This is a genomic window from Pedobacter sp., from assembly GCF_037719805.1.
Lineage (GTDB): Bacteria > Bacteroidota > Bacteroidia > Sphingobacteriales > Sphingobacteriaceae > Pedobacter.
In genome coordinates this window covers 79,759-103,865 of the sequence record NZ_JBBJLZ010000006.1, presented here as the reverse complement: position 1 = coordinate 103,865, position 24,107 = coordinate 79,759, and the positions used below count along the sequence as shown (strand labels likewise).

Here is a 24,107-nt window from a genome sequence, read left to right as displayed (position 1 = left end):
AATTTATTTCAGGACCTCGGAAGAGAGGGGTTTTCATTGCTAGTCCGAAGTTGTGGCCTGCGCCGCAAGGACGGTTAGTTTACCAAAAGGCAGCGCCCTCTTACGATAATCTTCCTATCAAATAGCAGCCCGTTACCACAGTGAAACAACACTCTTCTTGCAAATCAAAATGTAATTACTAACTTAACAATCGCAATTATTGAATAATGAAAAGAAGTATTTATAGCTTAATGTTTTTGGTGGCTCTTTCGGCCACCGTTTTTGCTCAAAAGCCAAATCACTTAAGTAAGTCTGACGCTAAAAAGGGTTGGGTTTTGCTGTTCGATGGTGAATCTACAAAGGGCTGGACAACCACCACCGGAGGTGAGGTTCCGGCAGGCTGGCAGGTTGTAGCCGGTACCTTAACGGCCAGTGCTACTGGTAAAGGTGGTGACATTGTAACTTCCGGTGAGTACGCAAATTTTGAATTGTACCTGGAGTATAAAGTAGCCCTCACTAGTAACAGTGGCGTAAAATACTTTTACAGCAAATATGCAAATGGTGGTGACCTGGGTCTCGAGTATCAGATTCTGGATGACGACCTTGCTGAAGACAACGGACAGGCGAATCACTTGTCAGGATCGTTATACGACATCATGGAGCCTTCGAAAAGGGTAAAGAAACTGAACAGGGCTGGCGAATGGAACTCCATTAAAATCATCGCGAAAGGGAAGACAGTTGAACACTGGTTAAATGATTATAAAGTTTTAACTTTTACCAGAGATAGTCCCGCTTTTAAAGATGCCGTAGCTGCAAGTAAGTTTAGTAAAGTAGATCCTGCTTTTGGTAGCGTAGACAAAGGCCGTATTTTGCTGCAGGAGCATGGAGGCGAAGTATCTTTTAGGAATATTAAGATTCGGAAGTTATAAGTAACAGTTCATGGAAAAGAGACGTGATTTTATCAAAAAGGCTGGGATAGCAACTGCAGCAATCACTGTAGGTACTAATTTCTTTGGCGGCAGCGCCATGGCTTTCAGTGCCAAAAGTTACAACCGTATCATGGGCGCTAATGAAACCATCAGAGTGGGTGTGATTGGTGTTAATGGCCGTGGCGATGGTATGTCTGGCGTAATTGCCAGTCAGAAGAATACAGACGTCTCTTATATCTGCGACGTGGACTCGCGTGTAATTCCCAAAGCAATTAAGACAGTGATGAACGCCAAGCAGGAAACTGCACCTCTAGCTGAAAGGGATTTTAGAAGAGTTTTAGCGGATAAAGATACGGATGCGATATATATTGCTACTCCGGATCACTGGCATTCGCCTATGACAATCCTTGGCTGCGCCGCCGGAAAGCATGTATATGTTGAAAAGCCTTTAAGTCACAATCCTAATGAAGGTGAGATGGCGGTTGCCGCAGCGAGAAAGTATAAGCGGGTAGTTCAAATGGGCGCCCAGCGTCGGTCTGCCCCTGTACTTACTCAAGGGATCAAGCAGTTACATGAAGGTATCATTGGACGGGTGTATCTGGCTAAAACCTGGTATACCAATGCGCGACCACCGTTCTTTTTAAATCCAGGAGCTGTTCCTTCCTCTCTCGATTATGATTTGTGGCAGGGTCCTGCACCAAGAATCCCTTATAAAGAAGGCTTAATCCCTTACAATTGGCATTGGTTTTGGCATTGGGGTACCGGAGAAGCGCTGAATAATGGAACGCATGAAGTAGATGTTGCGCGATGGGGTTTGGGTGTCGACTTTCCAACTCGGGTAAGTTCTATAGGTGGCCGCTACAATTACCAATCTAACTGGGAAACGCCAGATACACAGATAACTTCATTAGAATATCCTGGCGGTGTTACCCTTACCTGGGAGGGAAGGAGTGTGAATGGGCGCAAAGTTGAGGAACTGGACAGAGGCATCATATTTTATGGCGATAAAGGCAGTCTGGATACAGGCGGAGACAGTTATAAGATCTACGACTTACAAGGTAAGCTGCTAAAAGAGGTAAAGTCTTTAATGAAAGAGGATGCCATCGATGGTCGCAATACAGCTAGTCCCAGTGTGGGATTAGATACATTTCATGTAATGGACTTTTTAGATGCGATTAGAAATGATAGAAAGCCTAATTGTGATGTCGAAATAGGGCATAAGAGCGTAGTGGCCATGCAACTGGGCAACATTTCTCTACGTGTTGGCCGGGATCTTAAGATCGATCCTAAGAACGGTCACATTCTTAATGATAAGGATGCGCTAAAACTATGGAGCAGGTCTTATGAGAAAGGCTGGGAACCTAAAGTTTAGTCGTCGTAAAGGTATAATTTGAGTCTTTTAAAATTGATTGTGGCCTGGTATTTTAATAAGATATCACTACCTACAATGGCTACTATAGGCGGATGGCCGAGGCTCTCATAGGTTTGATTAACGCCCTCCAGGTCTAGTGCAACTGCATAATAATCTTTAATACGTATCCTGCCAATCTTTACCTCAGGAATCACGGCCTGAAAGGTGCTCGTTGTAGAGAACAGCGTAGTCGCGTGACTTTCTTCGGTTTCTGTAACATCGATATGTCTTTTAATAAATGCCTTGTCGAACACAGTTCTGGACGCTCCTGTATCTACAACCGCCAGCAACTTTTGCTTAAAAACAACAATTTCCACCAATAGGTGGAAACCGTCGTCTTGTAAGTTTATCAGTGTTAACGGAACTGGAATAGTCCGCATCTTTTAGATTAAGCTCATTTCAGTAAGCACTGCATTCATGCTGCGTACCGCATCAGCACTTTTTGCAAAAGTGGCCTGTTCCGTCTCGTTCAGTTTGATATCTAGGATTTGTTCCACACCGTTCTTTCCAAGGATCACAGGAACAACTAAAGAAATGTCATTTTGCCCGTATTCGCCTTCCAGGTATACTCCTGAAGAAATCAGTTTCTTCTCATCACGAACAATGCTTTCGACCATTGCTGCAGTACCTGCACCAGGTGCATACCAAGCTGAGGTACCGATCAGGCCGGTTAACGTTGCGCCGCCAACCATGGTATCTGCCACAACTTTATCTTGTTGTTCTTTGCTCAATAAGTCGGTAACAGGAATACTGTTCCAGGTAGCATGGTTGATCAGCGGGATCATAGTGGTATCACCGTGACCGCCAATTACTACTGCATTTAAGTCGGATGGTGAGCAACCCAATGCCTGACTTAAGTAATATTTAAATCGTGCAGAATCTAACGCACCACCCATTCCGATCACCCGGTTCTTAGGAAGTCCGGAAGATTTGAACGTCAGATAGTTCATCGTATCCATGGGATTAGATACCACGATGATAATAGTATTTGGAGAGTATTTAAGGATGTTTTCAGTAACGCCTTTTACAATGCCTGCATTAATGCCAATCAGTTCTTCTCTGGTCATTCCCGGCTTGCGCGGTAGCCCTGAAGTAATCACAACGACCTCAGAATCTGCAGTACTTGCATAATCATTAGTCACTCCCTTTATCTTTGTATCGAAACCCAGCAAGGCAGATGTTTGCATCATGTCAATGGCTTTACCTTCGGCAAAACCCTGTTTGATGTCCAACAAGATGAGTTCTTCAGCTAATTCTTTTCTTGCAATATTATCTGCACAAGTAGCGCCAACCGCTCCTGCACCAACAACCGTTACCTTCATATCAATTTATTTTATGGTTCTTAGACTGTCGCAATTAGCTGCAAACACATCTCTTGTTTCCGAAGTTAGAAATTATGCTTAGCTATAAAAATGCTTTTAAAAACTTTATTTTACATTGTTGGTTTTATGATAAAGAATTTACATTTGCCAATAATCAGCAAGGGCGATCATGAAAAATAAACCAGTACAGAAAGTAGATATCGTTTCTTTTGCAGGAAAGTGGTATTCAATGTATTCTATCCCGACCCTGATGGACGACAATTGGAGGGAAACTACTGAGACTTATGTCATTCACCCTGATGGTTATTATGCCGTTTTCACTACCTATAAATTAGTCGGAGGTGAAGAACGTAAGTACATCCGATCCAAGTTATTCGTAGTAAGAGGTACCGGCAACGCTGAGATGAAGGCTCAGGTGGTATGGCCATTTAAAGCAGATTACTGGGTGATTGAAGTTGCTGACGACTATTCTTATGTAGTGATCGGCCATCCAAAACACAAGTCTTTAGTTTTAATGTCGCGTAAACCATTACTTCCTGAAAATTTAGTACAGGAGATCATTGACCGGTGTCAAAAGAAAGGTTATGATACTTCCAAACTGGTTTCCCAGGACCACAAATTAATTGAAGTTGGACAAGTGATTCTTGCCTAATTCTAAAGTAAAAAAGTAAATTCTATCGGCTTCAGTTATTTAAAATCTGTATTTTTGAGCGATCTTTTTTGTTCGCTTAGACAGCCATTTTAATAACTTCCTATGTACTTGATTTTTGATACTGAAACTACAGGTTTGCCACGTAATTGGAATGCGCCAATTACCGACACGGAGAACTGGCCTCGCTGTATTCAGATCGCCTGGCAGCTCCATGACGACTTCGGAAACCTGCTTGAAAATCAAGATTACCTTATCAGTCCTGAAGGCTTTAACATTCCCTATGATGCAGAGCGAATCCATGGCATCTCTACGGAGCTGGCAACAGAGCAAGGCACTCCTTTAAAGGAAGTTTTAGAGAAATTTAACATAGCGCTGTCTAAATCAAAGTTTGTAGTTGGTCAGAATGTAGGCTTCGATGTCAACATCATGGGTTGCGAATTTTATAGGCTTGGCATGGAGAACCTGTTAAGGGAAATGCCTGTGTTGGATACCTGCACGGAAAATACTGCCGAATTACTGCGTTTACCTGGAGGTAGAAACGGAAGGTATAAGTTGCCAAACCTCACGGAGCTCCATCAATACCTTTTTGGAGAACCTTTTGCAGAGGCTCACAACGCTACTGCCGATGTAGAAGCCACAACAAGGTGCTTCCTTCAATTACTAAAGATTGATGTTTACAAGCCAGATCAACTGAAGTGTACGCCTGACTATCTAAGTCTTTATAAAGAAAGAAATCCCGGGGTGATCAATCGGTGCGGATTGAAACATGTCAATTTAAAAGCGGCATCCGAAGATATAAGAAAAAGACTTCAACGTAAGGACGGTTCTGTTGTAAGACAAGACATTGCAGAGGGTATTGCAAGTCTAAAAGATGTCGCCTTTGCACATCTTCACAACCACACTCAGTTTTCAGTATTACAGTCGACAATAAATATTCCAGACCTGATCAAGGCTGCTGCGACACACAACATGCCTGCGGTAGCAATGACCGATCATGCGAACATGATGGGTGCGTTTCATTTTGTAGCGCAGGTTTTAAACCACAACAAAGCGGCCGACAGTAAAAACAAGCAATTGGTGGATAGCGGTGAACAACCAACGGAAACAATTTTAAAACCAATTGTGGGCTGCGAGTTCTTTGTTTGTGATAACCATGAGGACAAGAAACGCAAAGACAATGGGTACCAGATTGTGCTGCTCGCCAAAAACAAAAGGGGTTACCACAACCTGGCAAAAATGTCTTCGATTGCCTATACTAAAGGGTTTTATTATGTGCCCAGGATAGACCGAAAGGTTATTGAAATGTATAAAGAGGACATTATTGTATTGTCTGGTAACTTGTATGGTGAAATTTCCAGTAAGCTATTGAACATTGGAGAGCGTCAGGCAGAGGAAGCTTTACTTTGGTGGAAAGAGCAGTTTGGTGACGACTTCTACGTGGAGGTCATGCGTCACAACCAGGATGACGAGAACATTGTCAACGTGTCCTTAATTTCACTGGCCCGGAAGCACAATGTAAAACTGGTTGCCACTAACAATACCTATTACATCAATAAAAAAGACGCCAATGCACATGATATTTTATTGTGTGTAAAAGACGGGGAAAAGCAGGCGACTCAAATCGGAAGCGGTCGGGGTTACCGATACGGATTACCGAATCAAGAGTATTATTTTAAGTCGGCCGACGAGATGAAAACCTTGTTTGCAGACTTGCCTGAGGCGATCATCAACATACAATCCATTGTAGACAAGATTGAAATCTATGCATTGGCGCGTGAAGTATTGCTACCTAAGTTTGATATTCCACAAGAGTTTATGGTGCTTGAGGATGAAGAGGACGGCGGCAAGCGTGGCGAGAATAAATACCTCCGATACCTTACTTTTGAGGGAGCTAAAAAGCGTTATGGAGAACTAACAAGCGAAATTACAGATCGGCTTGACTTTGAGCTACAGACTATTGAGAAAACCGGCTATCCTGGCTATTTCCTGATCGTACAGGATTTTATTGCGATGGCCAGGCAATTGGATGTTTCAGTGGGCCCTGGTCGTGGTTCTGCTGCGGGCTCAGTAGTGGCTTACTGCTTATGGATCACCAACATTGATCCGATTAAATACGATTTACTATTTGAGCGTTTCCTTAATCCAGACAGGGTATCCATGCCTGATATTGACATCGACTTTGATGATGAAGGCAGGGGCAGGGTGATGGATTATGTGATTAATAAATACGGATCCAACCAGGTTGCGCAGATCATTACTTATGGTACCATGGCCGCTAAATCTTCGATTAGAGACACGGCGAGGGTACTTGATCTCCCCTTATTTGAGGCTGATAAGATCGCGAAGCTGATCCCTAACATGAAGCTTGCGAAGATATTTAACCTGGATGAGAAGACCTTAAAAGGCGCATTAAGAGCTGATGATTACGAACGGGTTGTTGAACTTAAAGCCATGGCCGCTGCGCAAAGCTTAAGTGCAGAGACTATTCTTCAGGCTCAAATACTCGAGGGATCACTACGGAATACCGGTATTCATGCTTGTGGCGTAATCATTACGCCATCGGACATTACTGACTTTGTTCCTGTAGCTACAGCTAAAGATTCCAATCTGTATGTCACTCAGTTTGACAACTCTGTTGTAGAGAGTGCGGGATTGCTTAAGATGGACTTCCTGGGGTTGAAAACCCTTACTTTGATCAAAGACACAGTAAAGCTGGTAAAACAGGTTCATGCTATAGAATTGGATCCAGATAATTTCCCAATAGATGATGTTCGAACGTATGAGCTGTTCCAGCGTGGGGAGACGATAGGGATCTTCCAATACGAGAGTAACGGGATGCAGAAATACATGAAGGAGTTAAAACCTACGGTATTTGGAGACTTGATTGCCATGAACGCATTGTATCGTCCGGGTCCTTTAGAATACATTCCAAGCTTTGTTCGAAGAAAAAATGGGGAGGAAGAGATCAAGTACGATCTTGATGCTTGCGAAGAATATCTTAAAGAAACCTACGGGATCACGGTATACCAGGAACAGGTAATGCTTCTGTCTCAGAAACTTGCTGGCTTTACCAAAGGTGAGGCCGACGTATTACGTAAGGCAATGGGTAAAAAGCAGAAGGATGTTTTGGATAAGATGAAGCCTAAGTTTGTGGGTAAAGCCGCTGAGAAGGGACATGATCCAGTCGTTCTTGAGAAAATCTGGAAGGATTGGGAAGCTTTCGCCTCTTATGCTTTTAACAAATCCCACTCCACTTGCTACGCCTGGATTGCTTACCAGACTGCTTATTTGAAAGCGCATTTTCCCTCTGAATACATGGCTGCTGTGCTTTCAAATAACATGAGTGATATTAAGCAGGTGGCGTTCTTTATGGAAGAATGCAAGCAGATGGGTGTCCAGGTACTTGGTCCGGATGTAAATGAATCAGGCATCAAGTTTTCAGTAAACCATCAGAATCAAGTTCGATTTGGTCTTTCTGGGATCAAGGGCGTGGGCGAGAAAGCCGTAGAAAGCATCATTGAGGAGCGACAGACTAACGGAATGTACACTGGTATTTATGATTTTGCTAAACGTTCAAACACCCGTACAGTAAATAAGAAAGCGTATGAGAGTTTTGTATATAGCGGAGCCTTCGACGGTTTTGGCAACCACAGGGCACAGTACTTTTTTATTGGTCAGAATGATAAATTAAACGGTATTGAAAAGCTCATCAAGTACGCTAATGATTTTCAAAACAATGAAACGTCATCTCAATCTTCATTGTTTGGAGGAACGGTGGCTGACCTTATCTCTGAACCAACTCTGCCGGTTGCTCCAGAATGGACTCTCCTTGACCGTTTGAAATATGAGAAAGATGCTATTGGAATCTTTTTGAGCGGTCACCCGCTTGACAATTACAAGCTGGAATTAGAAAGATTCTGTGTACATAAAGTCAAACATTTATCGTTAGTTAATAAAATCCGTACAGGTGATACGAACGAAGAAGTATTGGCCGATTTTGAGAGCATAAAGAACCGGGAGTTGGTAGTGGGCGGATTGGTGGTGTTAGCTGCTCAACGGATGACCAAGACAGGAAAGCCTTTCGGGACCATTGTTTTTGAGGACTATGAGGACACCTGCGAACTGGCTTTATTTGGCGATGATTTCATTAAGTTTAAGCAATTTCTAACGGACGGTTACTTCTTACGAATTAACGGTCGTGTGGGAGAACGTTTCAGAAAAGAGGGTGACTGGGAGTTTAAGATCAACTCGATCGACCTTTTATCTGAAGTGAGAGATAAGCTTGCCAAATGTGTGACAATTCAAATACCGCTGGAGAAAGTGACTGATGACCTCATGGCGCAGATTCAGGCGCTATTGGAGCAAAACAAGCAGAATACGGAACACCAACGCTGTCAGCTACTGTTTGAAATCTCTGATTGGGAACAAAATGTTAGAATAAAAATGCCCTCGAAAAGTATCAAGATTAATCCAACAAATCATCTATTAGAACAATTGAGAATGCTTGATGTTAACCCTACGTTGAACTAATGTCATTTTGGCATCGTCCAGGTTGAATGGCATCACAATTGATTATATATTTGTATTAAATTAAAAGAAGAATTATGGCTTTGGAAATTACAGATGCAAACTTCGAGGAAGTTGTATTAAAATCAGATAAACCCGTTTTGGTTGATTTTTGGGCAGAATGGTGTGGACCATGTCGCATGGTAGGACCAGTAGTGGATGAGATCTCAAAAGAATATGAAGGAAAAGCAATCGTTGGTAAAGTTAATGTTGACAATAACCCGCAAATTTCCACTCAGTTCGGTATCCGCAATATCCCTGCATTATTGTACTTCAAAAATGGTGAGGTTGTAGATAAGCAAGTAGGTGCTGTGCCTAAATCAGTATTGGCAGGTAAATTAGATAAGCAGTTATTGTAAACTCAACATATATCAGTCTAAAAAGCGTTCATGATCATGAACGCTTTTTTTTTATATTTACATTATGCAAGAACCTGGCATTGAGCAGCAAAATACGGAGTTTAGCAGTAACTTAGAGCTGCTGGCCAGGCAGGTGGTAGAGGGTTTTATCACTGGTCTGCATAAGAGTCCCTTCCATGGCTTTTCTGTAGAATTTGCCGAGCATCGGTTGTACAACGTTGGTGATAACATTAAAAACATAGATTGGAAGCTGTTTGCCAGAACAGATAAGATGTTTAGCAAGCGCTATGAGGAAGAAACTAACCTGCGCTGTCAATTTATAATTGATGCCTCATCATCAATGTATTTCCCATTAAAAGCCTATAATAAGATTAAATTCTCTGTGCAAGCGACTGCCGCGTTGATGTTCTTGTTGAAACGGCAGCGTGATGCGTTCGGATTAAGTTTATTTGCAGATCAGCTATTCTTAAACACTCCGGCTAAGTCAACAACTACGCATCAGAAGTATCTTTTTACCCATCTGGAAGCGCTGCTTGCGGCCGACAAAATGAATGTTGGTACAAATCTGGAGCAGGCTTTACACCAGGTTGCAGAGCTGATCAATAAACGCTCTCTCGTTGTGATCTTTAGTGATATGCTGAATACGGTGCAGGACGAGAAGAGTACGGAAGCATTATTTTCGGCTTTGCAGCATTTGAAGTTCAATAAGCATGAGGTAGTGATCTTCAACGTGACAGACAAAGACAAAGAGGTTAATTTCCAGTTTGAGAACCGGCCATATGAATTTGTAGATATGGAAACCGGGGCGAGTATTAAGGCGCATGCCTCTAAGGTAAAAGATGCTTACCTGACGCGAATAGGGGAGTACAGGCAAATGATTCAGCTCAAGTGTACGCAATACAAAATTGATATGATCGATGCTGACATATCAGAGGGTTTTTATCCGGTCTTACAAGCCTATCTGATCAAGCGTCAGAAAATGAATTAGGGGTTTTATTGCGATTTAGGTTTTAGCTATTGTTTTATTGAGATACCCACTCTTATGAAGCTCAATGGGGCCTAAACACAACCCGGCCATATCCAAAAAAGTAGCCATCGTGCAACAGCCTGTAAATTAATGGAATTTTGGTTATAAGACCAACTATTCTTATATACGGAGGTTTGTATAGGCGTATTAGGGATACCTTAAAAGAAGCCTAATTTGACAGAAATCAGGCAGTGTATTTTAACTGCATAGCAGTACTAACAAGTGACGCTCATTAATTGCGCTTATGCTTTGTTATAACGAAGGTGCTTTTTATAGTTCTATTGATATTTTCACCTTGCCTCCTAAACCCTTTTCGTCAATGTCAAATAAGGTTTTTAAGGTAAGATTACTTCCGTTATTCTCAATTCTTGAACTGTATTCCCTTTTTCTGAAAGTTCTTTAGTGTCTTTATATAAAAAGCTCAGATCAAGCGTTTCGCGGAGTTTGCGGTACAGGTTTCCCTTAGGAACCCGGCTCGAGAGCTGGAAGCTGGTGAACAGCTTTTCGGTATAGTCCTTTCTGCCTTGCATGCCTTTAATTTACACATTCTAGCAATTTTATGAAAGCAAAATTTTACATTTATTGAAGTTGTGCAACAGGCACGGTGGAATAATTATAATATGTTACCTGATTACTTTTCTTTTAGTACAAAACTATCGGTTGGAAGGAACTTCGTGAACCTGTGTAAAATACAATTGGCTTATTAGTATTGCCATCCCGCATTCGTGGCCTGCAAAACTATTCGTTTTGCTGTTTCGCATATAAAAGTGTTATTTAGAAGTATAGATTTTCAATGGCTGCTAACTGTTATGGCAAGCCGCCGCCTTGTTTGGAAGGAAACCTACGAGTATGATGCGAAGTAAGCGTCCGACCGCCCCCATCCAGGCTTCAATAGGTGAATCTTTTAGATTTGGCTTAACTAAATCAAGAAGGCCATGAAAGGAGAGATGTCGCAAGCAATAGAAATGCTTGCACATATAGGGTACTGGAAAAGCAGGGGGTTATTGCTTGATCGCCCAACTTTATTGCTTGATCCCCTTTTCTTCTAAACGCGTTTTAAAATACGTTTTAAATAAAAAAGCCACTCGATTGAGTGGCTTTTGCGGACCGGACGGGTCTTTGAACTCAAACTTTAAAGCGCTTTAAAGTCGTATTTAACTGATTTTCGTTCTTAACTCACCGAATTTTTTATCTTAAAATAGCTGCATTTGCTATACTTCAAATATACTGATTTTTGGTCAAATAAGCATTTATTTGAGAATGGCTACAGAGCCAGACATTTTTATGTGTTCTGGTTTTAGGTCAATGATATAGTAGTATATCCCTGCAGGCAAGGGTTTCCCCTCATGATTGCCGTTCCAGGGCAATTCATAGCCCATAGCTTCAAAGATTCTTACGCCAAATCTATTATAAATTGACATTTTACTTTTGGGATATCGGACGAGCATTGGTATTTTCCAGGTATCATTGATGCCATCGCCATTCGGTGAAAATGCAGTAGGAATAATTGCATTACAAATATTAGCGTCAAGAATATCTGTGTCCAGCGTATTTGATTTTGTGCTGGCTTCAAAATAACAGCTTCCCCCTCCAGTAACTATACAATAAATCCGATCTCTGTTACTAAAAGAATTGCTAGTCAGTGTTTTGCCCGCCTGTTGAAATTTAACGCCATTTACATACCAGGAATAAACTGCGCCCGGCTCCGCGTTTTCAGAAGCATTAGCAGTAAAGGTTATAGGCGTCCCGGAACAAAGTGGGGTCTTTTGTGTGCTGGATATGCTGATGGTTAAAATTTCAGCCGGAGAAACAACCAGCGTCTGACTTTTAGTCTCATAACCATTTGTTGCGGTAATGATTGTTGTTCCTACATTAAGAATATGTATTTTGCCGTCGACATAATTGGCTACCAATGGGTCACTAAAGCTATAGGTGATAGGAACAAAGGCGGTTGCGCCAGGATCGAAATCAGGATCGCATTGCATTTTTGCAGCTATCGCTGGAAAAGTGAGCGTAGGGTTAACCACACTGATCGTGAGTTCGTCACTGCCTTCTCCAAAATCATTATGGGCAGTGATGGTATAGAGGGTTTCAGGCCAATATTCTGTTGGCGTACCACTAATCTCGCCGTTCGTAGGATTAAATACAAGTCCATTTGGAAGAGCCTTGTCAATTGAGAAACCTCCACCAAGCGTAATTTTCCTAATTCTATGATTATGTTCATCGGCCACATATAAATTTCCAATAATATCAAAAGCAAGACCTATAGGATGATAAAAGCTGGCATTCCATCGTAATCCATCATTGTTCCCCTGGTTTCCATCGCCAGCAATTGTGGAGACCAGACCGGTTACTGCAGAAATCCTTCTGATCAAATTATTGTCGTCAGAAACATAAACGTTTCCTTTATTGTCAATCGTGAGTCCGGTTGGATGGTCAAACGTCGCAATTAATCTTGGCCCGTTTATACTTGAGAGTTCACCTGTGCCCGCATATGTTTCCATACGACCACCAGAACTTATTCTTCTAACTTTATTATTAATATAATCGGCTACATAAAAGTCGCCATTTCTTGGATCTCTGGCTATGGCAATCGGCTTTTCGAACCTGGCTACAGAACTTTGTCCTTCGGTATCACCTTTAACTCCTAAATACCCTGAAAAAGTAGTTACCCCGATGTTGGGTGTGATCTTCCTGATGGAGTGATTTTCTGTATCTGCTAAATACATATTGCCCAGCTCATCAAAAACAATACTTGCTGGAAGTGTAAACTTCTCTGTTCCTGCGATGCCATCTTCAGCCCCAGCTCTACCTAAAATATTACCTGCATAAACAGTAACAATTCCTTCCGGAGTGATCTTCCTAATCTGGTTGTTGCCTGCATCTGCGACGAATATATTTCCATTTTGATCAACCATTACACCGAAGGGGGTGTCAAATTTTGCGTCTGCTGCTTTCCCATTTAACCGGCCATTAGACCCGGTACCAGCTATTGTGGAAACTAGTCCCTCAGGAGTGATTTTGCGTATCGAATGATTGAAACAATCAGCCACATAAATGTTTCCGGCTGCATCCGTGTCTACACCTGTTGGCTGCAGGAACTTAGCTAAGACACCCTGACCATCTTGTCTGCCGGATGAACTTCCTGCTAAGGTACTGACTTGTCCGTAAGCAATGGGGTCAACAGCCCCTTCATCAGGATCAACAATTGGTTTGAAGCTGGCGATTTGCAAGTTGGTGAAATAAACTTTTTCTAATGGCGCAGGAATGGTAATTCTAGGAGGCTTGCCCTGTGCAAGGCATAGGGCAGGCGTTAAAGATAATAACCATATAGAGCGCTTCAATCTCATGGAACTTTGATACGATATCAAGATAAGCAATATTATTTACCCACCGTATATGCAATTGGAGAATCCGATCCTTTTTTGAATTTAAACGGCTGAAGTTAAGGCCTCAGTTCTTATTTTTAGGCGCAGAAGTACAGCCAATCAAATAAGGAGTGGAAATCTGAAATGGTAATAGAGAAGGAAGATGTTTTATGAAGAACTCAGTAATCAGCCGTCGCTATTTCTTGAGTACTGCAGCAATTGCCACATTCCCAAGTGGTCTTGGGTTAACGCCTGCGTGGGAACGATTATGTAGTTCTGTACCGCCCGTATGAGGGAAAGATAATGGCTACAATGCCCCGTCTAGCAATTTTAACCTTTTAACTAAAATGTTAGAACCGCAGAAGCCCTTTCGCTTTATCAAAAAATGGTGGAATAATGGAAAAGTGATTATCGTCAGCACTTTTTTTAAACTTGAAAAGTGGGCTTTAACTGTCCACCTAAGCTCAACGTGGAAAGTCTTATGTCAGAAGCTTCATTTTCAATTCTGGAATTATAGGACTTAGTGGTGCCACACTTCTCAGCTAGTTTCATAAAGTCCTTTCGTGCCTTTATATGCTTGAAAAACTTCTCTGGAACTTTAAGTGTTACTCTAATTAGGTATAAAGTCCATCCAATTTTTGCCTGAACTTTACGGTCTGACTTTCATAAAAGTCAAGGAAATAACTTTTTTTAAGCAATTACTTGTCTGTCATCATTCACAAAACAAAGTATCTATTCAGACAACAATTTCAAAGATGTTTCCTAGTCGATCAGATTGCTTGGTTTTGGCTATAGAGTTTGTGTATCGCAGATTAGTTGCCTTATCTTCCACGCTTGGTTATGAATCAAGGCTAACAGCGTAGCCATCGTTCAGTTATTCTTTTACATTTTATTTGCCCTCATAAGAAATCGAGTACCATAACATTCTACTGAAGGTCAAAATGTATTACATAACACATTTGTCTCCTTAGGCAAACCTCTCAATATTATTAATGATAACAGCACAAGCTTCTTCAATTTCTTTTTCTGTGATGATTAGCGGAGGTGCAATGCGCAATGAATTGCTGCAATGTAGGAACCAATCGCTGATAAGGCCATCGGCTATGCAACCATCAATGATCTTCTTGTTCGTTTCGAAACTATCAAACTCTACAGCGATCATCAATCCTTTTCCCCTGACTGCAAGAATCTTCGGATGAACAAGTAGCTTTTTAAACAGCTCGCCTTTTTGAGTTACATCTTTAACGATGTCATCTTTAACAATCGTCTTCAACGTTGCTAAACCCGCCGCGCAGCTCACCGGATGACCGCCGAAGGTAGTGATGTGGCCGAGTATAGGATTTGTTGCCAGAGCAAGCATAATTTCAGTAGAACTAATAAAGGCACCTATTGGCATTCCGCCACCAATACCTTTTGCCAATAATAAGATGTCTGGCGTAATGTCGTAGTGCTCAAATCCAAACATCTTTCCTGTTCTGCCGAAGCCGCATTGGATCTCATCAAGGACCAGCAAGGTACCGGTTTCGGTACAGCGCGATCGTAATGCTTTAAAATATTCAGGATCTGCAATGCGGATACCCGCCTCACCCTGTACAGTCTCTATAAAGACAGCAGCCGTCTTTGTAGTTATTTTTTCAAGATCAGATAAGTAGTTAAACGTGATGAAATGTACATGAGGTAATAGAGGTCGGTATGCTTGTTTAAATTCTTCATTTCCCATCAAGCTCAATGCACCTTGCGTACTGCCGTGGTAAGAATGGTTACAAGCAATAAACTCGGTACGGTGGGTATAGCGTTTAGCCAGCTTCATTGCGCCCTCTACGGCCTCAGTTCCAGAGTTGACAAAATAGGTGCAGTTAAGGGCAGGAGGAAGAATATCTGCAAGTGCTTTTGCAAAATCAACCTGTGGATTCTGAACAAATTCACCATATACCATGATGTGCATGTATTGTTCTGCCTGATTCTGTACTGCTTCAACAACTGCCGGGTGACAATGGCCTACGTTACTTACACCAATACCAGCGATGAGGTCCATATATTTCTTGCCTTCTACATCATACAAATACATGCCACTGGCCTTAACAAATTCCAGGAGCAGGGGTTCTAGTGTAGTTTGTGCGTTATGCTGAAGAAATAACTGGCGTTGTGTTAACATGCACCAAAAATACGAAATGTTAAGCTTATTGCCTTGCCTGTGGTCTGTATTTAGCTAAGATCTCTTTTTTAAAGGCTTCCTGAGCCCTGTAAAATTTGCCTACAATCTTAATAGGTAAGCTCGACTTTAACTTATAATAATACTTCTTATCAAGGTTCAGCTCCCGTTGTTTAATATTGAATTCATTAAGTATCAGCGTCTGAACTTCGCTATCAGACAGTTCTTCAATTTCAGTCATTTTCCGGAAACTGATCATTTTCTGCATCCGTTCTCTACGAAGCACTTGTTGTTCGGCTTGCCAGGCATTATAAACGGGCCAGAAAATCTTTGCTTCATCAGCAGAAAGATCCAGCTTTTCAGTAAGGAAGGTAACCTTATAGGCTTCTATTTCCTTAAATCTATCTCCACCTCTTTGAGCAGAAGATAAGATAGGGAAACTTAAGAGAAGCGCTACGATGATTAAATATCTCATTTTTTTATTTTAATATTCAGTTGTCAATTCAGTGGTTGAAAAGTTATTCAAAATATAACTTTCTAATTCAGACTGGTCCGAAGAGACGATGGGCACGGTTACATTTGAACCTTGAATGTGCTCAATGATCACATCCTCGTCGATGTCAAAAAGCATTTGTTCGTTAGCAATGTCTGTGTAATTTACAGTTTGTTGTGGTTGTTCCTGGTTAAAGTATACGCCTAATCCGGCTACTAACAGAAAGCAGGCAGCTGACGCGTATTTTAACATATTAGAGCGCCATAGTTTCAAAACCTTTGTTGGAGATTGTGCTTTCGCCAAAATCTCTTTTTTCATTTCGTCGAAATAACCTTCCGGAACACTGAAACCTTCTTGATCAGGTAGTGCCTTAAGTTTCTCAATCGAAGCTTTTGCCTCAATATTTGCAGTAAGCTCTTCGAAATAATTTTGTGGTACGGAGAAAACATCTCTCGCTGGCATTCCCGATAGTGTGGGCGCTTCCTCTCTCCATTCTTCGTTTTCTAAATTTCTTTCCATTACGAATATATTGATGCTTTAACAGCCAAAAGGTTTAAAAGGTAATGTCATCATTTAGCATAAAAGCTTCAACTTTTCTTACGGCGATATGAAATGACGCTTTCAATGCCCCAACACTGGTGCCTGTGATCTGTGAGATCTCTTCATATTTAAGGTCATCGTAGTATTTCATATTGAAAATAAGCCTTTGCTTATCTGGCAGCGTAAGGATAGCCTGCTGCAACTTCATTTGAATTTTGTCGCCGTTGAAGTACGACGACTCAATAAGCGTTTCGCTTAGCTCTGAGGAAACCTCGTCAAGGGGAGTGTTATTTCTTTGTTTCTTTTTATTAAGAAAAGTAATGGACTCATTAGAGGCAATTCTATAAATCCAGGTATAAAGCTGGGAGTCGCTTCTAAACTTTTCCAGATTTTTCCAAACTTTAATGAAAACGTCTTGCACCAGATCATCGGCATCATCATGTTCAATTACCAGTCGCCGAACATGCCAGTAAATTTTTTGTTGATATTTATTTAAAAGCAGGGTGAAGGCTTCATTCCGTGTTTTCTCCTTAGAAAATTTCTCTAGAATTTCCGAATCTTCAACCTGCTTCATATGTTACTATTAGAAGAATTACTTCTTAACTCTTCCTAATACTTTTTGAACCGCTTCAACAATGTTTGAACTGTCCAATCCGTATTTTGTCATCAGCTGATCTGGTGTTCCGCTTTCTCCAAAGCTATCATTCACTGCTACAAATTCTTGTGGAGTTGGCAATTCAGTTGATAACAACCTTGCTACGCTTTCGCCTAGTCCACCAAATTTATTGTGTTCTTCACAAGTAACAACGCAGCCTGTTTTCTTAACAGAGTTTAAAATCGCCTCTTCATCCAATGGCTTAATGGTATGGATGTTTATGATCTCGGCATCAATACCCAGCTCTGCAAGTTTCTCTCCAGCCTCGATCGCTTTCCAAACCATGTGGCCTGTTGCAATGATTGTTACATCGGTGCCTTCGTTTACCATCCATGCTTTACCAATCTCAAACTTTTGGTCAGGGTCTGTAAACACTGGGATTACAGGTCTTCCGAAACGAAGATAAACTGGTCCTTCATATTCAGCTATCGCAATAGTAGCTGCTTTAGTTTGGTTATAATCACAAGTATTGATTACTGTCATGCCCGGAAGCATTTTCATTAAACCTATATCTTCAAGAATTTGGTGTGTTGCACCATCTTCTCCAAGGGTTAAACCCGCGTGTGAAGCACAGATTTTTACGTTCTTATCTGAATAAGCTACCGACTGGCGAATCTGGTCATAAACTCTTCCTGTTGAAAAGTTAGCGAAAGTTCCTGTAAATGGAATCTTACCACCAATCGTTAAACCAGCTGCTATCCCGATCATATTTGCTTCTGCAATACCGATCTGGAAAAACCTTTCAGGGAATTCCTTGATGAAAGCATCCATCTTCAATGAACCTATAAGATCGGCGCAAAGTGCTACAACTTCAGGGTTTCTTTTACCTGCTTCTAATAATCCTGCTCCAAAGCCTGAACGGGTATCTTTCTTTTCAGTATATGTGTATTTTTTCATTGGTTCTGTTCTTAGTAATCTTGAAGTTTGCTTGGTAATTGATTTAACGCTGATGCCAGCTGCTCATCATTCGGCGCTGTACCATGCCATTTGTGAGAGCCTACCATATAGTCAACTCCCATTCCCATTTGCGTACTCATCAAGTTTAAAATAGGCTTTCCTTTTCCAGTCATGGATTTCGCTAAATGCAAAGCTTTTACTATTGCATCCATGTCATTGCCATCAGAGTTAATCACATGCCATCCGAAAGCCTCAAACTTAGTTTGAAGATTATCTAAAGAAAGTATTTTCTCCGTAGGACCATCAATCTGCTGTCCGTTGTAATCAACTGAAGCGATGAGGTTATCCACTTTGTTGAAGGCCGCATACATAATTGCTTCCCAGTTTTGACCTTCCTGTAATTCTCCATCACCATGTAGAGAGAAAATAATAGATTTGTCTCCGTTAAGCTTTTTAGATAGGGCAGCACCGATAGCCACAGACATCCCCTGGCCCAATGAACCTGAAGCAATTCTGATTCCTGGCAAGCCTTCATGGGTGGTCGGGTGACCTTGTAGCCTTGAATTCAGCTTTCTGAAAGTGGCAAGTTCACTCACTTCGAAGTAGCCTGATCTAGCTAATACACTATAGAAAACAGGCGATATGTGCCCGTTGGACAAGAAGAACATGTCTTCATTTTTCCCTAGCATAGTGAACTCCGGGGAGTGGTTCATCACCTCAAAATAAAGTGCAGTTACAAAGTCTGCACAACCTAATGATCCACCGGGATGTCCTGACTGACAAGCATGTACCATTCTTACAATATCCCTTCTTACCTGGGTTGCAATGCCTTCTAATTCTTCTATTGTATGTTTCATTGACGTCTTTATTGATTACTACAACAAACTTAGCAAAATTGTTATGATAAGTGTTATACGTTACCGAAAGGAAAAAAAAACAATCTTCTGAGAAATATGTACTTACTGCATTAATCCAAGATATCTATCTATGAAAACCACGATTTTAAAGAACGCTGCATTATGTGCTACGTTAGTGCTGGCATTGTCGGCATGCTCAAATGATTCAAAAACCGCAGAAACAGGTGATACAACCGCCATGATGACGGACACCACTATGACTGATACAGCGGCGAAAACGCCTGCTGATGTTAAACCTACTAGTCCGGCGCCAGAATGGGGCCCAGGCCTAAAGCCACAGATGCAGGCGGTAATGGAAAAGTTAGCGAGTTACAAGGATCGGCCAATTCCGCAGTTGTCGGCTGTTGAAGCCCGTCAAAATCATACGCCAACAGATGCTGTAATGGATGTGATGAAGGCAAACAATATTCCAGCGCCAGTATTTCATTTGGATACGGTAGGTAAGGAAATCCCTGTTACCGGTGGCAATGTTCATTTGAGGGTTTACACTCCCCAATCTGGAAAAGGACCATTTCCTGTGATCGTTTATTACCATGGTGGCGGCTTTGTAATCGCAAATATTGACGTTTACGATGCTTCAGCAAGAGTATTAGCAGAAAAAACTGGTGCAGTTGTCGTTTCGGTAGCTTACCGTTTGGCGCCTGAGCACAAGTTCCCCGCTGCGCATGATGATTCTTTTGCTGCCTATCAATGGGTAATTAAGAACGCGGCTTCCATAAAAGCAGATCCGAAGATGATTGCAGTGGCTGGTGAAAGCGCTGGCGGTAATCTGGCAATGAATGTTGCGATTATGGCACGTGACAAAGGTGTTGCGGCTCCAAAGCATATCCTTGCTGTTTATCCTATTGCAGGCTCGGATATGAATACAGAATCTTACCAAAAAAATGCTGCTGCTAAACCTTTGGATAAACCTATGATGGGATGGTTTGTAAAAAATTATTTGAATTCAATGGCTGAAGCTAAAGACCCAAGAATTAATCTTGTTGCTGCTAATTTAAAAGGATTGCCGGCTGTAACGATCATCACTGCCGAATATGATCCTTTAAATAGTGATGGAATGATGCTCGCTGACAAATTGAAAGCTGCGGGTGTAAAAGTCGATAGCAAAAATTATATAGGGGTTACTCATGAGTTTTTTGGTATGGGTGCATTAGTTCCTGAGGCAATGGATGCAGAGATGTATGCAGTTGATCAGCTTAAAAGCGCATTTAAAAAGTAGAACTGCTTAATTTTCTTATTAATTGACGGTTTAAAGGCCTTTATGTAGATAAATCTGCATAAAGGCCTTTATTTTTGTGTCTTTTTTCTATTTTAGCGGAAGTTCGCCTATTAAACCAACCAAATTTTTATGAATGCTAAAAAATCTTTTAGTCCTATTGTCATAATAGGTGCATTGTTCTTTGTTTTTGGGTTTGTCACCTGGCTAAACTCAGTATTGATACCCTATTTGAAGATCGCATGTGAGCTAAGTAACTTTGAATCCTATCTTGTCGCATTTGCCTTTTATATTGCTTACTTCGTAATGGCATTGCCATCCGCCTGGATATTAAAAGTAACTGGTTTCAAAAAAGGAATGGCATTAGGTTTGGTCATTATGGCCTTTGGAGCACTACTGTTCATACCTGCAGCATTATCCAGAACATATCTCCTGTTTTTAGTCGGGTTGTTTGTTCAGGGAACTGGCTTAGCGGTGTTACAAACAGCATCTAACCCTTACATTACCATTCTTGGTCCGGTTGAAAGTGCAGCACAACGGATTAGTATTATGGGCATCTGTAATAAAGTGGCAGGCGCAATAGCACCGATTATCTTAGGCGCCGTCACACTAAGCGACGCAGATGGAGTGAAAGCGCGCATTATTCAAATGACCACTGCAGAAAAAGCACTTGAATTGGACGCCCTGGCTCACAAGGTGATTTGGCCATACGTTGCCATCATCGGGGTATTAATTGTTCTTGCAATTTTAACCTACTGGTCCAACTTGCCAGAGGTAGACACTGAAAAAGAAGATGATGCAGTCGCATTAGCGAATACCAACAAGACCAGTATTTTGCAATTTCCGCACCTCATATTGGGCGCAATCACTCTGTTTCTTTACGTGGGTGTAGAAGTCATGGCGGGTGATACGGTAATAAGTTATGCCTCTTCACAGGGTATTCCCTTATCTGCTGCAAAGTATTTCACTACCTATACTCTAGTGAGTATGATTGTCGGCTACGTCATTGGCATCCTCTGCATACCCAGGTTCTTTACGCAACAAATGGCGCTTAGGGTATCTGCCATTCTTGGTGTAGTATTGTCGGTCTCGGCAATACTATCCAGCGGTTACGTATCTGTATTGCTCATCTCCTTGCTTGGTCTGGCTAATTCGCTCATGTGGCCGGCTATCTGGCCATTAGCCATCACCGGTTTGGGCAGATTTACAAAGACAGGAGCTTCTCTATTAATTATGGGAATTTCCGGTGGCGCATTGTTGCCCCCTCTTTATGGTTACATTACCGATGCCGTAAATGCCCAACAAGCCTACTGGATTATGGTGCCCTGCTATTTATTTATTTTCTATTACGCCGTATACGGCCATAAGTTAAGAAGATCATAGCGTCAAGCAGGTTAAGCACCTGGGATATTGGATGATCAGAATGACCGTAATAATCAACTAAGATTCAAAAGTTCAAGAACTTGAGCAGTAGCATTTTTGGTGTCAACCTTAATGATGATATGCGCAATCTTTCCTTCCTTATCAATAATGAAGGTTTTGCGGTTGGTTCCCATGTAAGTCTTTCCATACATACTTTTCTCTCCCCAAACGCCATAGGCCTCGACGATCTTTTTGTCGGTATCTGCCAGCAGGGTGAAAGGTAAACTGTGTTTGGTTACAAATTTTTTATGCGATTTTTCGTCATCTACACTCACGCCGAGCACTACAATCTCTTTAGCGGCTAAGCCTTGATAGTTGTCTCTGAAATCACAAGCCTCCGCAGTACATCCCGGAGTATCATCCTTCGGATAAAAATAAAGCACTACAGTTTTGCCTGCAAATTGCGACAGACTAACCTCATTACCATCCTGGTCTTTCGCCTTAAATTCCGGAGCCGTTTGGCCTTCTTTTAATTCAGTCATATGCTATTTATAAAATGTTATGGAATAAGTTCGGGCATTGTCCTTCATATCTTTTACGATGAGCTCGAAGTTGTGTTTACCGGGCCCGGTTTGTTCATCGAAAGTATGCCAAAGAGTAGCTGTCTTCGTATCAAATTCCATCAGTACCCATTTGCCGTCAATAAAGCCATTGAAGTTTTGGATTCCTGAAAGGTTATCTCTGATCTTAAACGACATCTTGCTTTGGCCGACCATGCTTTTACCATTGCTGATGTTTTGTGGAAGAACAACCGGCGGTAGCGTATCTGTTGAAATAAAGTAACTTCCAAAACTGCGTGGTTTTGCCTTAACGTAACCATTTTCGTAGTAACCACCTTGAGAGGCTCTACCTAAACTTACAATTACTGCTTTACTTCTTAAGTTTTCAGGAAGATTGTCTGCTTTTATCCACAGCTCAAAGCCTACATGTAACGGCGTCAGATTGTTGTGGATCTGATGAACGGAGGAGTAAGCATTAACAGCCGGCTTAGGAGACGTCTTATAAATGAAATTTAAGTCATTATATAAGGTTCCTTTTGGCAAGATCAATTTTATCTGGTCATTGTTTAATTGATTTTCAACGTTAAAGGGAAAGCGTAAATTCCCCGTAGGGGTCTCGTCGAAATAGGTAGCCGGCGTGGCGTCAGCCTGCACCTTAAAGGACAGCGTACTTCTATTGCCCTTTCCATCTGTAACAATGTATTGAAGGTCGTGTAACTTCCCGTCGTTAAACTCAATCCGACCCCGGTTTGAAAGGTTACTATAGATAGAGAGCGGGTTACCGGGATCTACAAAGCTTTTTTGTATGCTTCGTTTCGTAGAGAGATAGGTTGGAAAGTCGATGTGAGCGTTTATAGCCTTGCTGTTTTCAAAAGCAAACTTTTCAAGGGAAGAAGTAAACACATGGTTTCCATCCAGTAGCAGTTCGATAGAATACACTCCATTTAAACCAGAAGCACCGCTGTGACGGTCAGTGGTGACGATTCCAAAGCCGATTTCACCTGTTAAGTTGATCGTGCCTGCTTTATAGTTACCTGCGCTACCTGTAAAGGCCAATCCTTGCTTTGGAGTAAACTCATTAAAAGGTCTTCGATTCAGCTTATATGCGTAAAGAGAATAGATTACGGGAGGTATATTGTCGGGAATATTGAGCCCGAATAGCTGCGGATTTATAGTTGCCTCTGTTTTGGTGTCTCTGATTTCAAAGTGAAGGTGTGGACCACCGGAGCTGCCTGTGTTCCCACTGTAAGCGATGATGTCGCCTTTTCGAACAGGTATTAGAAGTTCGTTTGGAAATTCGTCAATCTCGTATGTTTTCTTTTGGTACTGAAGAGATTTGACCTGCTGCGCTATTTTGGTATTGAATCTTGACAAATGCCCATATACGGAAGTATAACCGTTGTTGTGATTAATGTAAAGCGCAAGTCCGAAGCCGCTGTTTTGAACTCGTAATCGGGAAATGTATCCATCTGCAATCGCATAAATGGGGTAGCCGGTACGCTGATTGGTCCGGTAATCCATTCCTGAATGAAAATGATTTGAGCGCAGTTCACCAAAAGATCCTGCAAGCGCGGGCGGCGTTATATCTAATGGGGGTCTGAAATCTACTAACGGATATTTGCTGTCACTAAAAATTTGTTGAGCAGAAACTTGCATCGCTATGCACAACAGGCATAGCGTAATCAATTTGAATTTACTCATC

20 protein-coding genes are annotated in these 24,107 nt (G+C 41.6%); 8 read left to right on the top strand and 12 right to left on the bottom strand.

Features of this window, described 5'->3' with window-relative positions; translation table 11 throughout:
• The first annotated feature begins 206 nt into the window (after nt 1–206).
• Together WKF66_RS19840 and WKF66_RS19835 are read left to right on the top strand one after the other, a co-directional pair.
• Nucleotides 207–908: a 3-keto-disaccharide hydrolase gene (locus tag WKF66_RS19840; RefSeq protein WP_489676244.1), complete on the top strand. Its 702-nt coding sequence runs from the start codon at nt 207–209 to the stop codon at nt 906–908.
• Between the two features lie 10 nt (nt 909–918).
• The gene (locus tag WKF66_RS19835) at nt 919–2,280 is read left to right on the top strand and encodes a Gfo/Idh/MocA family protein (protein ID WP_489676243.1); all 1,362 of its coding nucleotides are present in this window, start codon (nt 919–921) and stop codon (nt 2,278–2,280) included.
• Here the strand turns inward: WKF66_RS19835 and WKF66_RS19830 are convergent.
• Nucleotides 2,277–2,699 carry an aspartyl protease family protein gene (locus WKF66_RS19830; protein ID WP_489676242.1) on the bottom strand — a complete coding sequence of 141 codons (423 nt, stop codon included), beginning with the start codon at nt 2,697–2,699 and terminating at the stop codon, nt 2,277–2,279. The genes WKF66_RS19835 and WKF66_RS19830 overlap by 4 nt on opposite strands.
• A gap of 3 nt (nt 2,700–2,702) precedes the next feature.
• The gene (gene mdh, locus WKF66_RS19825; protein ID WP_489676241.1) at nt 2,703–3,641 is read right to left on the bottom strand and encodes a malate dehydrogenase; all 939 of its coding nucleotides are present in this window, start codon (nt 3,639–3,641) and stop codon (nt 2,703–2,705) included.
• 169 nt (nt 3,642–3,810) lie between these two features.
• Between mdh and WKF66_RS19820 the strand changes: the two genes are divergently transcribed.
• The 4 genes from WKF66_RS19820 to WKF66_RS19805 all read left to right on the top strand — a co-directional run bounded on the left by WKF66_RS19820 (nt 3,811) and on the right by WKF66_RS19805 (nt 10,206).
• Nucleotides 3,811–4,293: a lipocalin family protein gene (locus WKF66_RS19820; protein WP_489676240.1), complete on the top strand. Its 483-nt coding sequence runs from the start codon at nt 3,811–3,813 to the stop codon at nt 4,291–4,293.
• Between the two features lie 102 nt (nt 4,294–4,395).
• Complete coding sequence (gene dnaE, locus WKF66_RS19815) at nt 4,396–8,823, top strand: DNA polymerase III subunit alpha (RefSeq protein ID WP_489676239.1); 4,428 nt, start codon at nt 4,396–4,398, stop codon at nt 8,821–8,823.
• 74 nt (nt 8,824–8,897) lie between these two features.
• Nucleotides 8,898–9,218 carry a thioredoxin gene (gene trxA / locus WKF66_RS19810; protein WP_489676238.1) on the top strand — a complete coding sequence of 107 codons (321 nt, stop codon included), beginning with the start codon at nt 8,898–8,900 and terminating at the stop codon, nt 9,216–9,218.
• 64 nt (nt 9,219–9,282) lie between these two features.
• Complete coding sequence (locus WKF66_RS19805; protein ID WP_489676237.1) at nt 9,283–10,206, top strand: DUF58 domain-containing protein; 924 nt, start codon at nt 9,283–9,285, stop codon at nt 10,204–10,206.
• A 374-nt stretch (nt 10,207–10,580) separates the two neighbouring features.
• Here the strand turns inward: WKF66_RS19805 and WKF66_RS19800 are convergent, their stop codons facing one another.
• The 8 genes from WKF66_RS19800 to WKF66_RS19765 form a co-directional block, all read right to left on the bottom strand.
• Nucleotides 10,581–10,775, bottom strand: coding sequence for a hypothetical protein (locus tag WKF66_RS19800; protein ID WP_489676236.1), 195 nt, complete (start codon nt 10,773–10,775; stop codon nt 10,581–10,583).
• 720 nt (nt 10,776–11,495) lie between these two features.
• A complete protein-coding gene (locus tag WKF66_RS19795; RefSeq protein ID WP_489676235.1) occupies nt 11,496–13,595 on the bottom strand; it encodes a T9SS type B sorting domain-containing protein in 2,100 nt (699 codons plus the stop codon).
• Between the two features lie 985 nt (nt 13,596–14,580).
• A complete protein-coding gene (locus tag WKF66_RS19790; protein ID WP_489676234.1) occupies nt 14,581–15,768 on the bottom strand; it encodes an aspartate aminotransferase family protein in 1,188 nt (395 codons plus the stop codon).
• 25 nt (nt 15,769–15,793) lie between these two features.
• Nucleotides 15,794–16,240: a hypothetical protein gene (locus WKF66_RS19785; RefSeq protein WP_489676233.1), complete on the bottom strand. Its 447-nt coding sequence runs from the start codon at nt 16,238–16,240 to the stop codon at nt 15,794–15,796.
• Nucleotides 16,241–16,249: 9 nt separating this feature from the next.
• Nucleotides 16,250–16,777: a hypothetical protein gene (locus tag WKF66_RS19780; RefSeq protein ID WP_489676232.1), complete on the bottom strand. Its 528-nt coding sequence runs from the start codon at nt 16,775–16,777 to the stop codon at nt 16,250–16,252.
• 34 nt (nt 16,778–16,811) lie between these two features.
• Entirely contained in the window at nt 16,812–17,372 is a 561-nt protein-coding gene (locus WKF66_RS19775) for an RNA polymerase sigma factor (RefSeq protein ID WP_489676231.1), read from the bottom strand.
• Between the two features lie 18 nt (nt 17,373–17,390).
• Complete coding sequence (locus WKF66_RS19770) at nt 17,391–18,350, bottom strand: transketolase family protein (RefSeq protein ID WP_489676230.1); 960 nt, start codon at nt 18,348–18,350, stop codon at nt 17,391–17,393.
• Between the two features lie 11 nt (nt 18,351–18,361).
• The gene (locus WKF66_RS19765; protein WP_489676229.1) at nt 18,362–19,207 is read right to left on the bottom strand and encodes a transketolase; all 846 of its coding nucleotides are present in this window, start codon (nt 19,205–19,207) and stop codon (nt 18,362–18,364) included.
• A gap of 130 nt (nt 19,208–19,337) precedes the next feature.
• On the opposite strand from WKF66_RS19765, the gene WKF66_RS19760 reads away from it, so the two are divergent.
• Nucleotides 19,338–20,486 (top strand): alpha/beta hydrolase, encoded by a 1,149-nt coding sequence (locus WKF66_RS19760; RefSeq protein ID WP_489676228.1) that lies wholly within the window; start codon nt 19,338–19,340, stop codon nt 20,484–20,486.
• Between the two features lie 129 nt (nt 20,487–20,615).
• On the top strand, nt 20,616–21,866 hold the full coding sequence (locus tag WKF66_RS19755; protein WP_489676227.1) for a sugar MFS transporter: 1,251 nt from the start codon (nt 20,616–20,618) through the stop codon (nt 21,864–21,866).
• Between the two features lie 53 nt (nt 21,867–21,919).
• On the opposite strand, the gene bcp is transcribed toward WKF66_RS19755, so the two are convergent.
• Complete coding sequence (gene bcp, locus WKF66_RS19750; protein WP_489676226.1) at nt 21,920–22,387, bottom strand: thioredoxin-dependent thiol peroxidase; 468 nt, start codon at nt 22,385–22,387, stop codon at nt 21,920–21,922.
• Between the two features lie 3 nt (nt 22,388–22,390).
• The gene (locus tag WKF66_RS19745; RefSeq protein ID WP_489676225.1) at nt 22,391–24,106 is read right to left on the bottom strand and encodes a M23 family metallopeptidase; all 1,716 of its coding nucleotides are present in this window, start codon (nt 24,104–24,106) and stop codon (nt 22,391–22,393) included.
• Between the last annotated feature and the right edge of the window lies 1 nt (nt 24,107).

Coding starts and splice junctions, on each gene's coding strand:
- WKF66_RS19770 (WP_489676230.1), bottom strand. CDS start 18,350: ATGAAAAAATACACATATACTGAAAAGAAAGATACCCGTTCAGGCTTT.
- WKF66_RS19780 (WP_489676232.1), bottom strand. CDS start 16,777: ATGGAAAGAAATTTAGAAAACGAAGAATGGAGAGAGGAAGCGCCCACA.
- trxA (WP_489676238.1), top strand. CDS start 8,898: ATGGCTTTGGAAATTACAGATGCAAACTTCGAGGAAGTTGTATTAAAA.
- WKF66_RS19760 (WP_489676228.1), top strand. CDS start 19,338: ATGAAAACCACGATTTTAAAGAACGCTGCATTATGTGCTACGTTAGTG.
- WKF66_RS19755 (WP_489676227.1), top strand. CDS start 20,616: ATGAATGCTAAAAAATCTTTTAGTCCTATTGTCATAATAGGTGCATTG.
- WKF66_RS19805 (WP_489676237.1), top strand. CDS start 9,283: ATGCAAGAACCTGGCATTGAGCAGCAAAATACGGAGTTTAGCAGTAAC.
- WKF66_RS19795 (WP_489676235.1), bottom strand. CDS start 13,595: ATGAGATTGAAGCGCTCTATATGGTTATTATCTTTAACGCCTGCCCTA.
- WKF66_RS19775 (WP_489676231.1), bottom strand. CDS start 17,372: ATGAAGCAGGTTGAAGATTCGGAAATTCTAGAGAAATTTTCTAAGGAG.
- bcp (WP_489676226.1), bottom strand. CDS start 22,387: ATGACTGAATTAAAAGAAGGCCAAACGGCTCCGGAATTTAAGGCGAAA.
- dnaE (WP_489676239.1), top strand. CDS start 4,396: ATGTACTTGATTTTTGATACTGAAACTACAGGTTTGCCACGTAATTGG.
- mdh (WP_489676241.1), bottom strand. CDS start 3,641: ATGAAGGTAACGGTTGTTGGTGCAGGAGCGGTTGGCGCTACTTGTGCA.
- WKF66_RS19820 (WP_489676240.1), top strand. CDS start 3,811: ATGAAAAATAAACCAGTACAGAAAGTAGATATCGTTTCTTTTGCAGGA.
- WKF66_RS19790 (WP_489676234.1), bottom strand. CDS start 15,768: ATGTTAACACAACGCCAGTTATTTCTTCAGCATAACGCACAAACTACA.
- WKF66_RS19765 (WP_489676229.1), bottom strand. CDS start 19,207: ATGAAACATACAATAGAAGAATTAGAAGGCATTGCAACCCAGGTAAGA.
- WKF66_RS19785 (WP_489676233.1), bottom strand. CDS start 16,240: ATGAGATATTTAATCATCGTAGCGCTTCTCTTAAGTTTCCCTATCTTA.
- WKF66_RS19800 (WP_489676236.1), bottom strand. CDS start 10,775: ATGCAAGGCAGAAAGGACTATACCGAAAAGCTGTTCACCAGCTTCCAG.
- WKF66_RS19830 (WP_489676242.1), bottom strand. CDS start 2,699: ATGCGGACTATTCCAGTTCCGTTAACACTGATAAACTTACAAGACGAC.
- WKF66_RS19840 (WP_489676244.1), top strand. CDS start 207: ATGAAAAGAAGTATTTATAGCTTAATGTTTTTGGTGGCTCTTTCGGCC.
- WKF66_RS19745 (WP_489676225.1), bottom strand. CDS start 24,106: ATGAGTAAATTCAAATTGATTACGCTATGCCTGTTGTGCATAGCGATG.
- WKF66_RS19835 (WP_489676243.1), top strand. CDS start 919: ATGGAAAAGAGACGTGATTTTATCAAAAAGGCTGGGATAGCAACTGCA.